A 13,932-nucleotide genomic window follows, 5' to 3' on the forward strand; every position below is an offset into this window, starting at 1 on the left:
CCTGGACCAGGCGGTCGATGCGCTGATTGGTGCGGCCTATGGCTCGGCGGGCGAGCGCTGCATGGCGATCTCCGTTGCCGTGGCGGTGGGGGACGTTGCTGACAAGCTGGTGCCGCGGCTGGCGGAGCGGGCGCGTGCGCTGAAGATCCGTAACGGGATGGAGTCAGACGCCGAAATGGGTCCACTGGTGACCGGGGCGCACAAGGCCAAGGTCGAGGGGTATATCGCCAGGGGCGTGGAAGAAGGCGCGACGCTGGTGACCGATGGGCGGGGGCACAAGGTCGAAGGGCATGAAAACGGCTTCTACGTCGGTGGCACGTTGTTCGATCATGTGAAGCCCGACATGACCATCTACAAGGAAGAGATTTTTGGACCGGTCTTGTCGGTAGTGCGGGTGCATGACTTTGCCGAGGCGGTTGCGTTGATCAATGCGCACGAGTTTGGCAACGGCGTGTCGTGCTACACCAGCGACGGCGGGATTGCACGGGCGTTTGCGCGGCAGATCCAGATTGGTATGGTCGGGATTAATGTTCCCATCCCTGTTCCTATGGCCTGGCATTCATTTGGTGGATGGAAACGTTCGCTGTTCGGCGACCACCATGCCTACGGCGAAGAAGGCGTGCGGTTCTATACGCGCTACAAGAGCGTGATGCAGCGGTGGCCGGATGCCATTGCCAAGGGGGCTGAATTTACGATGCCGGTGGCTAAGTAAGGGTTGGTTTGACTTACGGCCCTGCGGGCGGCCACTCTTATCGTAGTGAGCCGGGGTTTTCGTACGGGGCTTTGCTTCGTTGCAGGGCAGGACTGCCTGACGCCTTGGTGCGCCACGGTGGCTCGGGATTGAACAGAGCTGTGAGTGGCCCCTGCTGCTAGCGTCAACCTGGGAACGCCTACGGCTGCGCTTCGCGCGGGTCGTAATGAGTCTGTCGCGCTATTGCGTGCCGGCGCGCGCTTGTCGGTAAGCTCTCGGCGTGGTTGCCTCGGTCTTGTTCCAGCAGGCACGAAAGGCCTGCACGCTGGCGAAGCCGCTCTTCAGCGCGATTTCCTCCACGGCCAGGCTTGATGACGCGAGCAGCTTGCGCGCGCGTGCCATGCGCAGCGTGAGCTGGTATTGCTTGGGCGTCAGGCCGGTCTCCTCATGGAAGATGCGGGACAGGTGCCGCACGCTGATGGCAAAGCGGTCGGCGAAGCGCGGGTCGGCGATATTGGCGTCGAGCTCGCGTGTGATCGCGTCCTGCACCGCATGCACCAGTGCGTTGCCATGCGAACGTGCGCGGAACTGCGGCGCCAGCTGCGGATCGCCGCTGAAGCGGCGGAAGGGCACGACGTTGTCGCGCGCGACGGCGATGGCGGCGTCATCGCCATACGCGTCGGCGACCAGCCGTAGCGCGAGGTCGATACCAGAGGCCACGCCGGCCGACGTCCATACATTGCCGTCGCGAACGAAGACCCGGTTGTCGATGACCGACGCGGCTGGATGCCGCGCGCGCAGGCGGCGGGTATGTCCATGGTGGGTGGTGCACAGGCGGCCGTCGAGCAGGCCCGCGGCGCCCAGCAGGAAAGCGCCGGTGCAGACGGCGGCGACCTGCACGCCCGCGTTCCTGCCGTCGGCAAACGTTTCCCTGAGCCAGGCCGCCGTATCACGCCACGCCGCGGAAGTGGTCAGTGTGTCCAGAAGTTTGCTGCCGATCGCCAGAACCACATCGCCCGGTTCCAGTCGCGCAGGCAGCCGTTCGACCTGGCCCAACGCCGGTCCCTGGAACGACGTGACGCTCGAATGCGGTCCCGCGCAGCGCACCCGCAGCGGTGCAAGGCCCAGTTCCGCTACGCTGGAAAGGATCTGGAGCGGGCCGCCGAGGTCGAGTATGTGGACGTTGGGCAGCACCAGCAGATAGGCGGTGGTCATGGCGGCAAGGAAAGGGCGAACGGTCCGATGCCGCCATTCTCGCGCGCTCCGGCGGCGCTGCAACAGCCATGGCTGAAAATTTGCTTTTCTGGTCCACGACCTTGCCGTGGCGGCAGGATGGCGTTGCTTAGCATGTCGGCAAGCCCGCCCGACACAGGAACCGCCATGACCCGCACCCGCATCCCCGCGATCACCCTCGCGCTGGTCGCCATCGGCTTTGCCGCGATGTTCGTCTCGACCGCGGTGAAGGGCCTGTACCAGGTGTATTTCGTCGACCTCGTTGCCCACTTCGGCCAGGGCCGCGCGCAGTTCGCCTGGTCCGGCAGCGTGTTCATGCTGGCGACGGGACTGATGTCGCCGGTGGTCGGCGCACTAAGCGATCGGGTCGGGCCGCTGCGCACGGCCGCGACGGGAGCATTGGCCGCGGGGCTGGCGCTGGGCAGCGTGGCGTGGTGGCACCAGTCGCTCGCATTCTTCGTGCTGGCGTTCGGGCTGGCGGGCGCGTTCGGCCTGGCGGCGATGACCTTTGTGCCGATGGGCATCCTGGTCGATCGCCTGTTCGAGGAGCGCAGGAAGGGACTGGCCTATGCGGTCGTGACGAACGGTACCGCGATCGGATTCATCGTGCTGTCGCCGCTGTGGATCTGGCTGCAGCCGCGGGCGGGATGGACCACGGCCTTCGGCGCGGCGGGGGTGGTGTTCGCGCTGCCGGTGGCTGGCGCGCTGTGGCTGGCCTCGCGCCGGGAGCCGCGAGCCGCGCCGGCGCCGCAGGCGGCGGAGGTCTCGGCATGGACGGTGGTCCGGCGCGACCCGGTCTTCTATGCGCTGGCGGCGGGCTTCTTCGGTTGTGGCGCGACCATGGCCTTCATCGACGTGCACCTGGTGGCGCACTGGCAGGGACAAGGCGTGCCACGGCTGGCGATGGGCACCGCGCTGAGCACGCTGGGCGTGCTGGAGCTGGCCAGCGGCATTGTCTCCGGCGCGCTGGCGTTGCGGTGGGACAAGCATCGCCTGCTGGCGGGGTTCTATGCGCTGCGCTCGCTGTCGATGGTGCTGCTGCTGGTGCCGGGCCTTGGCGTGCTGCCCTTTGCAATGGGCTTTGGCGCAAGCTACCTGGGCACGGTGATCCTGACCTCGATGTTCTGCTTCGAGCGCTATGGCAGCCGGATCAAGGGCAAGGTATTCGGGCTGCTGTTCCTGGGCCACCAGTTGGGCGCCTTCCTGACGGTGCAGCTGGGCGCGTGGTCGTTCGATGCCACGCGCAGCTACCGGCACACCATCGTCGCGCTGGTCGGGATCACGCTGTGTTCGGCGGCATGTTCGTGGTTCGGGCTGCGCCGGGCGGGGGCGTTGCCGGTGGTGGCGACTGGCCGGGCGCAGGCTGTGGCACCGAGCCGTTGAATCGGCATCATGTTGCTGAAACTTCTGCTGGCGTCCGCCACGCTGGCGCCACTGGCGGCGGCCTGCACGATGCCGTGCACGCGGCAGGCCCGGATTCTCCTGTTCGTGGTGCTGGCGCTCGCCGGCACCGCCATGCTGATGCTGGACCCGCTCTCCGCCGCGCTGGCTCGCGTGGACGGCATTCTTGCCGCGCCCGGGTGCGGCGGCTGATGCCGGCTCAGGCCGGCTCAGGCCGGCTCAGGCCGGCTCAGGCCGGCTGAGGCCGGTCAGCACCGGACGATCGCGCGTTCTCTATCATTCCGACGTCGTGCCCGCTGGAGCGCTGGCGCCGAAAGTGACGTCCGCGCAGTGCGGCAGGCGTAAACTAGCGCGCTTTTTCCGGGCCGCCGCCAATGCAGAAGCAGGCGCGCCGGCCCCTGCTGCAGGAGTCTGAATGAGTTTGTTCCGCACCAAGGACATCGACGCGATGCTGGCCGTCGCGCGCGATGACGGCTTGAGGAAGGTGCTGGGTCCGGTCGACCTGGTGATGATGGGAATCGGCGCCATCATCGGCACCGGGATTTTCGTGCTGACCGGCACCGGCGCGCTGACCGCGGGGCCGGCGCTGACCGTGTCCTTCGTCATTGCCGCGCTGGCGTGCGGCTTTGCCGCGTTGTGCTACGCGGAGTTTGCCTCGGCCATCCCGGTATCGGGATCGATCTATACCTACAGCTATGCCACGCTTGGCGAGATCGTCGCGTGGATGATCGGGTGGGACCTGCTGCTGGAATACGGGCTGGCCACCTCGGCCGTATCGGTGGGCTGGTCGGGCTATTTCCAGTCGCTGATGGCGGGCTTCGGGCTGAAGCTGCCGGCGGCGCTGACCGCCGCGCCGGGCTCGGTGCCGGGCGTGGAGACCCTGATCAATCTCCCGGCCTGCCTGATCATGCTGGCCATCACCTGGGTCGTGTCTTACGGCGTGCGCGAATCCACGCGCGTGAACAACCTGATGGTGGCCGTGAAGATCGGCGTGGTGCTGCTGTTTATCGCGGTCGGCGTCTGGCACGTGCAGCCGGCCAACTGGGAGCCGTTCGCGCCGTTCGGCTTCAGCGGCATCTTCAATGCGGCGGCGCTGGTGTTCTTCGCCTTCATCGGCTTCGATGCGGTGACTTCTGCGGCCGAAGAGGTGCGCAACCCGCGCCGCGACCTGCCGATCGGCATCATCGGCTCGCTGGCCGTATGCACGGTGCTGTATGTCGTGGTGGCGGCGATCATGACCGGCATCGTGCCGTTCGCCAAGTTTGCCGGCATCGACCACCCGGTGTCGCTGGCGCTGCAATACGCGGGGCAAAACTGGGTCGCGGGCTTTGTCGACCTGGGCGCGATCCTGGGCATGACCACGGTGATCCTGGTGATGACCTACGGCCAGACCCGCGTGATTTTCGCCATGTCGCGCGACGGGCTGTTGCCCGAGCGGCTGTCGTCGGTGCATCCGGTGCACGCGACGCCTTACTTCGCCACCTGGACCGTGGGCCTGATCTTTGCCGCGATTGCCGGCTTCGTGCCGCTGAACGTGCTGGCCGAGCTGATCAATATCGGCACGCTGGCGGCCTTTACGCTGATCTCGGTGGCGGTGCTGGTGCTGCGCAAGGCCCGTCCCGACCTGCCGCGCGCGTTCCGCTGCCCGGGCGTGCCGGTGGTGCCGCTGCTGTCGGTCGGCTTCTGCCTGTTCCTGATGGCGCACCTGCAGGCACTGACCTGGATTGCCTTCCTGGTGTGGCTGGCGCTGGGGCTGGTGATCTACTTCGCCTACGCGCGGCGCAACGCCGTGCTGCATAACCACGGCGGCTAGGCGTCAGCGCGGGCGGCGCTCCGCCGCGGCCTTCATGAAGGCCACCGCGCGCGGCTCGTTGGCATAGGCGGCGTTGATGCGGATCCAGGCCGAGGCCTCGCCGCCGGGCCGGAAGTAATTGCCCGGCGCCAGCGTCACGCCGTATTCCTCGCCCAGCGCCACCAGGTCGCGCGAATCCTCGATGAAAGGTGGCCGCGCCCACAGGAAGTTGCCGCCGCTCGGTTCGCAGAACACTTCCCAGCCACAGCCGGTCAGCTGCCGCACCGCGTTGGCCGACGCTTCGCGCACGCGCAGGCGCAGCCGCTCGATGTATTTGCGATAGCCGCCGCGCTCCAGCAGCGCCGCCGTGACCGCTTCCGCGAAGTGCGAGCCGGCGACGCTGGTCAGCACCTTGACGTCGACGAGGTCCTTGACCAGCGCCTTGTCGGCCACCACGTAGCCGATCCGCAGCGACGCCGACACCGTCTTGGAAAACCCGCCGATGTAGATCACGTGCTCGAGCTGGTCCAGCGTGGCCAGCCGGTCGGTGAAGTGCGTCTGGAAGTCCGAGAAGATGTCGTCCTCGACAAAGCGGAAGCCGTGCCGGCGCGCCAGCTCCAGCAGCCGGAACGCGACCGGCGGCGCCAGCGTCGAGCCGGTGGGGTTCTGCAGCACGCTGTTGGTGAAAAACAGCTTGGGCTTGTGCTGGCGCAGCAGCGCCTCGCACGCGTCGGGGTCCGGGCCCTGGGGCGTGTGCGGCACGCCCACCAGCTGCACGCCATGCAGCCGCAGCAGGCCGAACAGGTTGTAGTAGCCGGGGTCCTCCACGAACACCGTATCGCCCGGCTTGAGCAGGTGGCGCACCACCAGGTCCAGCGCCTGGCTGGCACCGGTGGTGATCAGCACCTGCGGCAGTTCCGCCGCGATGCCGAGCTGGCGCACGCGCAGCAGCACTTGCCTGCGCAGTTCGGGATGGCCCAGCGGCGTGGCGTAGTGGATCACGCTGTCGATCTCGGTGCGCGAGATCGCGCGGATCGCCTGCTGCAGCCCTTCCACGTCGCGCCAGGTCTCGGGCACGAAGCCGCCGGCCAGCTTCAGCGTACTGCTGGGGTGGTTGAACTGCTCCAGGATGTGGTCGGAAAGATCCTCCGCCAGGCTGGGGTCCGACCAGCCGCGCTCCGAGCGCCCCGCGAGCGGGCTGTCCGCCACGTAGAAGCCCGACCCCTGCCGCGAATCCAGCAGCCCCTGCGACACCAGCCGGTCATAGGCCTCGATCACGGGGAAGCGGCTGATGCCGTTTTCCGCCGCCAGCTGGCGGATCGAGGGCAGTTTTGCCCCCGGCCGGGCCTCGCGGTTGCCGATCCACGACTTCACGCCACTGACGATCTGATCGGTCAGTGGAATCCCGGTGGAAGCATCTAATATGAGTTTCATAGGCAGGCAGCCGGGGGAAACCGGGATATGCAACTGTCAGATGCAACTGTCAGGGAAAACTACTGAACAGTTCATCGAAAACTGTTCACAACTGTACATGGGATTGTAGTGAGGGATGCGAATAATGGAAGCGTGGCGGAGATATCGGTTCCGCCAGGCTGATCAGGAGAGCATCATGCGCGAACTACGGACTTTCGAACTGGACGAGCCCGGACAGCCAGTGAGCTGGCGCGCCGGTTACGGGCAGACCGTCTGCGCGGCGGCGGGCAAGCTGTGGGTGACGGTGGAAGGCAATCCCAACGATATCTGGCTCGAGCCCGGCCAGGAACTGGCGCTGCCGGAAGGCTATCGCGTATGGCTGTCGGGCGATGGCCCGGAAGCACGCTTCACGCTGGCCCAGACGCCGGCACCGTGGTCGATGCGGAGGATGGCGGCGTGGCTGCACGCGCTGCGCCATCGGGTCGAGGAGCACAGCACGGATGCGTTCGGGGAATGCCCGCGGATATGGGCGTTGTGCCGGTGAATCGGCCGGCGCTGGCGGTTTTGCACCGGCAGTCAATCAGGACGCAGCGCAAAGGCCACCGACAAGGTCTAATGCGGTTCAGTTAAGTAATCGATGTCGCTGCTGGTGAGATGTTGCAGTTGTTGAACCGCTGGGTTCCGCCCTCCTGGGCGGGTCACTTTTGGCCGAGCGCCAAAAAGTAACCAAAAAGCGCGTCGCCTGCGGCTGGCTGAGCCAATTTGGCGCTTCTAGTCATATTGGCGATTTTGGTCTCAGTGAGGCGTGGTCGCGATGCCAGCCTGCTACGCCAAGTGAGTGAGTGTGGGTGCCTGACGAATCCCCACTTTTGAACCATCCCCAGGACGGGTGTAGGCCGCCTGCTGCCTGCGGTATCGCATCATCGCCTACGGCTGCGCTGCGCGCGGCTCAGTCTCGCGGGTGAGGTGCCCCGGCACGAACCCGCATTGCTTCGCTCGCTGGGCAGTGACGGCAATGGCCAAGGCGAGATCGGCCGCCCTGCCACGTTAGGGCCCGCGCGCAGCGCAGCCGAAGGCGTCCCACCAATATGGCATGCAGCAGGCGGCCTACGCCCGGCATGGGGATCGTTCAAGAGCCGGTTAGCGCAGGCACGGTCCCTAACTCACATAGCGTTAGCAGGTTCGAACGGGCACCCAAGCCCAAACGGAAATCACCGCCGCCCGACCCACCCACGCCGCCAACTTGATAGCCAGCCGCTCAGGCGACGCGCTTTTGGTTACTTTTGTCGCTCGGACAAAAGTGACCCGCCCAGGAGGGCGGAACCCAGCGGTTGACCGACGACAACATGTCACCAACGGCGCGGCCCGTCGAGCATCGACCAGACCCATGAAGCCTTATCTGAACGGCATTACACCGACAAGGTGGCCTTTTGTTTGCCCGTAGCCCGCAGACACCTACTCTATAAGGACGCCGGCACCCCGTCGTCGGGGTTCCGTCTCTTTGATTTACGTTAACGTCAACGTCATATAATCGACCAGCCCCAACCGCGGGGCGCAGCCCGCGCGTTTCCAGCCAAGCCGGCATAGAACGGCACCTCCGGCGGACGCCGCGGTGGCAGCCAACACCCAGAGACGGTGGAGACAATGACCGACCTTTCCGATGTGCATGATGTGCGCCGCGGCGCGCCGCAGCCCAAGCCGGCGGAGCAGGGCCGCGGTCCGGCCAACAAGGTGCGCTTTGTCACGGCGGCGTCGCTGTTCGACGGCCATGACGCCTCGATCAACATCATGCGCCGCATCCTGCAGTCGCACGGCTGCGAGGTGATCCACCTGGGCCACAACCGCTCGGTCGAGGAAGTGGTCACGGCGGCCTTGCAGGAAGACGCGCAGGGCATTGCCATTTCCAGCTACCAGGGCGGCCACGTCGAGTACTTCCAGTACATGGTCGACCTGCTGCGCGAAAAGGGCGGCGAGCATGTGCAGGTCTTCGGCGGCGGTGGCGGCGTGATCGTGCCGGACGAGATCCGCGAACTGCAGGCCTACGGCGTGGCGCGCATCTACAGCCCGGAAGACGGGCAACGCATGGGCCTGGCCGGCATGATTGCCGACATGGTGCAGCGCTGCGACATCGACCTGTCGCGCTACGCGCCCACGTCGCTCGATCCGGTTGCAGGCGGCGACCGCCGCGCGCTGGCGCAGCTGATTACCGCGCTGGAAAACGGCAAGGCCGATGCCGCGCTGGTGCAGGCGATGCACGCGCAGGCGAAGCAGGCTTCGATTCCCGTCCTCGGTATCACCGGCACTGGCGGCGCCGGCAAGTCGTCGCTGACCGACGAACTGATCCGCCGCTTCCGCCTTGACCAGCAGGACGCGCTGTCGATCGCCGTGATCTCGATCGACCCGTCGCGCCGCAAGTCGGGGGGCGCGCTGCTGGGCGACCGCATCCGCATGAACGCGATCAACCATCCGAACATCTTCATGCGCTCGCTGGCCACGCGCGAGGCGGGCTCGGAGATCTCGCAGGCATTGCCGGACGTGATCGCCGCATGCAAGGTGGCGGGCTTCGACCTGGTGATCGTTGAGACCTCGGGCATCGGGCAGGGCGACGCCGCGATCGTGCCGCACGTGGACCTGTCGCTGTACGTGATGACGCCCGAGTTCGGCGCTGCCAGCCAGCTCGAGAAGATCGACATGCTGGACTTTGCCGACTTCGTCGCCATCAACAAGTTCGACCGCAAGGGCGCGCAGGATGCGTGGCGCGACGTTGCCAAGCAGGTGCAGCGCAACCGCGAGCAATGGCATGGCAAGGCCGAGGACATGCCGGTCTACGGCACGCAGGCATCGCGCTTCAATGACGATGGCGTGACCATGCTGTACCAGGGATTGCGCGCGGCACTGGCCGAGCGCGGCCTGAAGTTGCGGCCCGGTACGCTGCCCGAGCTGTGGGGGCGCATCTCCACTGGCCAGAACGTGATCGTGCCGCCGGCACGCAGCCGCTATCTCGCCGAGCTGGCCGACACCTTGCGCGCCTACCACCGCCGCGTGGCAGAGCAAAGCCGCATCGCGCGCGAGCGCCAGCAGTTGCGCGAATCCAGCCGCATGCTGCAGGCCGCGCAGGGCGATGGCGCTGCACTCGATGCACTCGCCGCCGAACGCGACAGCGCGCTCGGCCAGGTCGAGCGCAAGCTGCTGGCGATGTGGCCGCAGATGCGCGAGGCCTACAGCGGCGACGAATACGTGGTGAAGATCCGCGACAGGGAAATCCGCACCGGCCTGGTCACGACGACGCTGTCAGGCACCAAGGTGCGCAAGGTGGTGCTGCCGCGCTTCGAGGACGAAGGCGAGGTGCTGAAGTGGCTGATGCGCGAGAACGTGCCCGGCAGCTTCCCTTACACCGCCGGCGTGTTCGCCTTCAAGCGCGAGAACGAAGACCCGACGCGCATGTTCGCCGGCGAGGGCGATGCCTTCCGCACCAACCGGCGCTTCAAGCTGGTGTCCGAGGGCATGGAGGCCAAGCGCCTGTCAACCGCGTTCGACTCGGTCACGCTGTATGGCGAAGACCCGCACGTGCGCCCGGACATCTACGGCAAGGTCGGCAACTCGGGCGTGTCGATCGCCACGCTCGACGACCTGAAGGTGCTGTACGACGGCTTCGACCTGACCAGTCCGTCGACGTCGGTGTCGATGACCATCAACGGCCCTGCGCCGACCATCCTGGCGATGTTCATGAACACCGCCATCGACCAGCAGCTCGACAAGTTCCGCGCCGACAACCAGCGCGAGCCGACCGCCGACGAAGAGGCCAAGATCCGCGCCTGGGTGCTGCAGAACGTGCGCGGCACGGTGCAGGCCGACATCCTCAAGGAAGACCAGGGCCAGAACACCTGCATCTTCTCCACCGAGTTCTCGCTCAAGGTGATGGGCGATATCCAGGAGTACTTCGTGCACCACCAGGTGCGCAACTTCTACTCGGTGTCGATCTCCGGCTACCACATCGCCGAGGCCGGCGCGAACCCGATCTCGCAGCTCGCCTTCACGCTCGCCAACGGCTTCACCTACGTGGAAGCCTACCTGGCGCGCGGCATGCACATCGACGACTTCGCGCCGAACCTGTCGTTCTTCTTCTCCAACGGCATGGACCCGGAGTACAGCGTGCTGGGCCGCGTCGCGCGCCGCATCTGGGCGGTGACGATGCGCGACAAGTACGGCGCCAACGAACGCAGCCAGAAGCTCAAGTACCACATCCAGACCTCGGGCCGCTCGCTGCACGCGCAGGAGATCGATTTCAACGATATCCGCACCACGCTGCAGGCGCTGATCGCGATCTACGACAACTGCAATTCGCTGCACACCAACGCCTACGACGAGGCCATCACCACGCCTACCGGCGAATCGGTGCGCCGCGCGCTGGCGATCCAGCTGATCATCAATCGCGAGTGGGGCGTGGCCAAGTGCGAGAACCCCAACCAGGGCAGCTTCCTGATCGAGGAACTGACCGACCTGGTGGAAGAAGCGGTGCTGCAGGAATTCGAGCGCATCGCCGAGCGCGGCGGCGTGCTGGGCGCGATGGAGACCGGCTACCAGCGCGGCAAGATCCAGGAAGAATCGCTCTACTACGAGCAGCTTAAGCACGACGGCACGCTGCCGCTCATCGGCGTGAATACCTTCCGCAATCCGGATGGCGACCCGGTCCCGCAGAAGCTGGAGCTGGCGCGCTCCAGCGAGGCCGAGAAGCAGAGCCAGCTGGACCGCCTGCACGCGTTCCAGCAGAGCCATGCCGGCGAGGCGCCGGCGATGCTGCAGCGGCTGCGCCAGGCGGTGATCGACAACCAGAACGTGTTCGCGGTGCTGATGGACGCGGTGCGGGTCTGCTCGCTGGGGCAGATCACGCACGCGCTGTTTGAGGTCGGCGGGCAATACCGGCGCAATATGTAGACCCGGATTCACGTAGTACCCGGCTCAGTGACCGGTAATCGCGCAGGGCGGCCGCAGTGCAGGGTCGCCCTGCGTTACACTCGAATGCTGCGCCGCAGCTAACCGCAACATGGCGCCGGCGGCAACCAAATCCCGAGACAACCGCAATACGAGACCATGGACAGCCAGTACAACCCGAACAATATCTTTGCCAAGATCCTGCGCGGCGAGATGCCATGCATCAAGGTGTACGAGGACGACGACACCATCGCTTTCATGGACATCATGCCGCAGGCCGATGGCCATACGCTGGTGGTGCCCAAGGAGGCGGCGGTCAATCTCTTCGACCTGTCCGAGCAGGCCGCGCAGGCGGCCATCGTGGCCACGCAGCGCGTGGCGCGCGCGGTGCGCGCGGCCTTCAGCCCCGACGGCATCTCGATCGGCCAGTTCAACGGCGCAGCGGCGGGCCAGACCGTGCCGCATATCCATTTCCATATCGTGCCGCGCTACAACGACCAGGCGCTGCGCGGCCATGCGCGCGACATGCAGGAGCCGGAAGTGCTCAAGGCGCATGCCGAGCGCATCATCGCCGCGCTGGCCAGGCAGGCCGGCTGACGCAAACATCGATAAGCAACCAACAAACAGAGGAAGAGAAGATGGCAATCAGGACAGTAGGTATCGTCGGTGCCGGCACCATGGGCAATGGCATCGCCCAGGCCTGCGCGGTAGTGGGACTGAACGTGGTGATGGTCGACATCAGCGACGCCGCCGTGCAGAAGGGCGTGGCCACCGTGGCGGGCAGCCTGGACCGGCTGATCAAGAAGGACAAGCTGACCGAGGCGCAAAAGGCCCACGCGCTGGCGCGCATCCAGGGCAGCACGTCGTATGACGATCTCAAGGCCACCGACATCGTGATCGAGGCCGCCACCGAGAACTACGACCTGAAGGTCAAGATCCTCAAGCAGATCGACGGCATCGTCGGCGAGAACGTGATCATCGCGTCCAACACCTCGTCGATCTCGATCACCAAGCTGGCCGCGGTGACTTCGCGCGCCGACCGCTTTATCGGCATGCACTTCTTCAACCCGGTGCCGGTGATGGCCCTGGTCGAACTGATCCGCGGCCTGCAGACCAGCGACGCCACCCACGCCGCCGTGGAAGCGCTGGCGAAGGAACTGGGCAAGTACCCGATCACGGTCAAGAACAGCCCGGGCTTTGTCGTCAACCGCATCCTGTGCCCGATGATCAATGAAGCCTTCTGCGTGCTGGGCGAAGGCCTGGCCTCGCCGGAAGAGATCGACGAAGGCATGAAGCTGGGCTGCAACCACCCGATCGGCCCGCTGGCGCTGGCCGACATGATCGGCCTGGATACCATGCTGGCCGTGATGGAAGTGCTGTACACCGAATTCGCCGATCCGAAGTACCGTCCGGCGATGCTGATGCGCGAGATGGTGGCTGCGGGTTACCTGGGCCGCAAGACGGGTCGCGGCGTTTACGTCTACAGCAAGTAATTCAGGCGGCACTCGCCGCACCTGACTCGTTGCGTACCGCCCCCGGGGCCGCCGCGTGCGGCCCCTGTCATTTCCGGCGTGGGCGCCCCTTATGCCAAATCCCGCTTACACGTCGTTATAAATGGAAACACTCCGCCGCACCCGGTAACAGGAATGCCGGGTACAGTGCACCCATTCCATTTACGACAAAAAAGACACCCAATGCTGCCTCCGGTTCTTGTTGCCGCCCTGCTGGCGGGCGCGATGTCGCTGCTTGCCGCCCGTTCCGCCATGGCCCATGTCGATGTTGGCGTGCAGATCGGTGCCCCGGTCTATGTTGCTCCTGCGCCAGTCTACGTGGCGCCGCCGCCGCCGGTGGTCTATGCGCCGCGTTACCACGGCTGGCATGGAGACCGCTACTGGGACGGCCGCCGCTGGTATGGGCGGCATGAGTGGCATGGGCACCGCCATCACCATCGCCACCACCACCATCGCCACGGGCATGGCCATGGACACGGACACGGCCATCACGGGCACCGCCACTGAGCGGCCGCAGGGCTGAGGTGCCGCGGCTCAACGCAGCAGCACCAGCCGCGGCACCGCGTCGGCGCCGCTCCACACCACCGCGTTCTGCCCGTATTTCCCGCCCAGCGAGCGCGCCCCCTCAAGCGACAGGCCCGGCACCAGGAAGCTGGGCTCGGCCGGCCAGCCGTTGGCGGGATGCTCGCCGGCGGCCTCGATCGCACGCAATCCCATTTGCGCCAAGTCCTGCGCCAGCGCCTGCTGGCGCGCCGCGTTGGCGTTGTCGTCGCAACGCTGGCTGAAGGGGTTGGCCGCGGTAATGAAGCCGCTGCACGCTACGCCAAGCGCCTGGTGCAGCGTTGCCAGCGGCGCACTGGCCTGGTCTACCCGCAAGGTCATCGGCGTGCCGCCCAGCACGCGATAGTGCGTTTCGCGATAGGCCTGCAGCGTGGCCGAGTCGATGACCGTGGCCACTG

Annotated in this window: 12 protein-coding genes; 9 read left to right on the forward strand and 3 right to left on the reverse strand. The window is 66.2% G+C overall.

Annotated elements, in window-relative coordinates; genetic code table 11:
- Window positions 1-712 (forward strand): aldehyde dehydrogenase family protein (locus E1J61_RS07925; protein ID WP_133093546.1); only part of this gene is annotated, 712 nt, incomplete at its 5' end.
- Window positions 713-931: 219 nt separating this feature from the next.
- Here the strand turns inward: E1J61_RS07925 and E1J61_RS07930 are convergent.
- Window positions 932-1,906, reverse strand: a complete 975-nt coding sequence (locus tag E1J61_RS07930) for a GlxA family transcriptional regulator (protein ID WP_133093547.1) — start codon at window positions 1,904-1,906, stop codon at window positions 932-934.
- Window positions 1,907-2,071: 165 nt separating this feature from the next.
- Here E1J61_RS07930 and E1J61_RS07935 point away from each other — a divergent pair, with 165 nt between their 5' ends.
- The 3 genes from E1J61_RS07935 (at window position 2,072) to E1J61_RS07945 (ending at window position 5,138) form a co-directional block, all read left to right on the forward strand.
- Window positions 2,072-3,307 (forward strand): MFS transporter, encoded by a 1,236-nt coding sequence (locus E1J61_RS07935; RefSeq protein WP_133093548.1) that lies wholly within the window; start codon window positions 2,072-2,074, stop codon window positions 3,305-3,307.
- A gap of 9 nt (window positions 3,308-3,316) precedes the next feature.
- Window positions 3,317-3,517, forward strand: coding sequence for a hypothetical protein (locus E1J61_RS07940; protein WP_133093549.1), 201 nt, complete (start codon window positions 3,317-3,319; stop codon window positions 3,515-3,517).
- A 223-nt stretch (window positions 3,518-3,740) separates the two neighbouring features.
- Window positions 3,741-5,138 carry an amino acid permease gene (locus tag E1J61_RS07945; RefSeq protein WP_133093550.1) on the forward strand — a complete coding sequence of 466 codons (1,398 nt, stop codon included), beginning with the start codon at window positions 3,741-3,743 and terminating at the stop codon, window positions 5,136-5,138.
- 3 nt (window positions 5,139-5,141) lie between these two features.
- Here the strand turns inward: E1J61_RS07945 and E1J61_RS07950 are convergent, their stop codons facing one another.
- Entirely contained in the window at window positions 5,142-6,551 is a 1,410-nt protein-coding gene (locus tag E1J61_RS07950) for a PLP-dependent aminotransferase family protein (protein WP_133093551.1), read from the reverse strand.
- A gap of 175 nt (window positions 6,552-6,726) precedes the next feature.
- On the opposite strand from E1J61_RS07950, the gene E1J61_RS07955 reads away from it, so the two are divergent.
- From E1J61_RS07955 to E1J61_RS07975, 5 genes are all read left to right on the forward strand, one after another.
- On the forward strand, window positions 6,727-7,074 hold the full coding sequence (locus tag E1J61_RS07955; RefSeq protein ID WP_133093552.1) for a DUF2917 domain-containing protein: 348 nt from the start codon (window positions 6,727-6,729) through the stop codon (window positions 7,072-7,074).
- A gap of 1,100 nt (window positions 7,075-8,174) precedes the next feature.
- Entirely contained in the window at window positions 8,175-11,465 is a 3,291-nt protein-coding gene (gene icmF / locus E1J61_RS07960) for a fused isobutyryl-CoA mutase/GTPase IcmF (RefSeq protein ID WP_133093553.1), read from the forward strand.
- A gap of 156 nt (window positions 11,466-11,621) precedes the next feature.
- Entirely contained in the window at window positions 11,622-12,059 is a 438-nt protein-coding gene (locus E1J61_RS07965; RefSeq protein WP_133093554.1) for an HIT family protein, read from the forward strand.
- Between the two features lie 11 nt (window positions 12,060-12,070).
- Window positions 12,071-12,955, forward strand: coding sequence for a 3-hydroxybutyryl-CoA dehydrogenase (locus tag E1J61_RS07970; protein ID WP_243736836.1), 885 nt, complete (start codon window positions 12,071-12,073; stop codon window positions 12,953-12,955).
- A 201-nt stretch (window positions 12,956-13,156) separates the two neighbouring features.
- On the forward strand, window positions 13,157-13,480 hold the full coding sequence (locus tag E1J61_RS07975) for a hypothetical protein (RefSeq protein ID WP_133093556.1): 324 nt from the start codon (window positions 13,157-13,159) through the stop codon (window positions 13,478-13,480).
- A gap of 27 nt (window positions 13,481-13,507) precedes the next feature.
- Here E1J61_RS07975 and E1J61_RS07980 read toward each other — a convergent pair whose 3' ends face one another.
- A complete protein-coding gene (locus E1J61_RS07980; protein ID WP_133093557.1) occupies window positions 13,508-13,930 on the reverse strand; it encodes a DUF3293 domain-containing protein in 423 nt (140 codons plus the stop codon).
- Between the last annotated feature and the right edge of the window lie 2 nt (window positions 13,931-13,932).

The organism is Cupriavidus sp. L7L, assembly GCF_004353535.1.
Classification (GTDB): domain Bacteria; phylum Pseudomonadota; class Gammaproteobacteria; order Burkholderiales; family Burkholderiaceae; genus Cupriavidus; species Cupriavidus oxalaticus_A.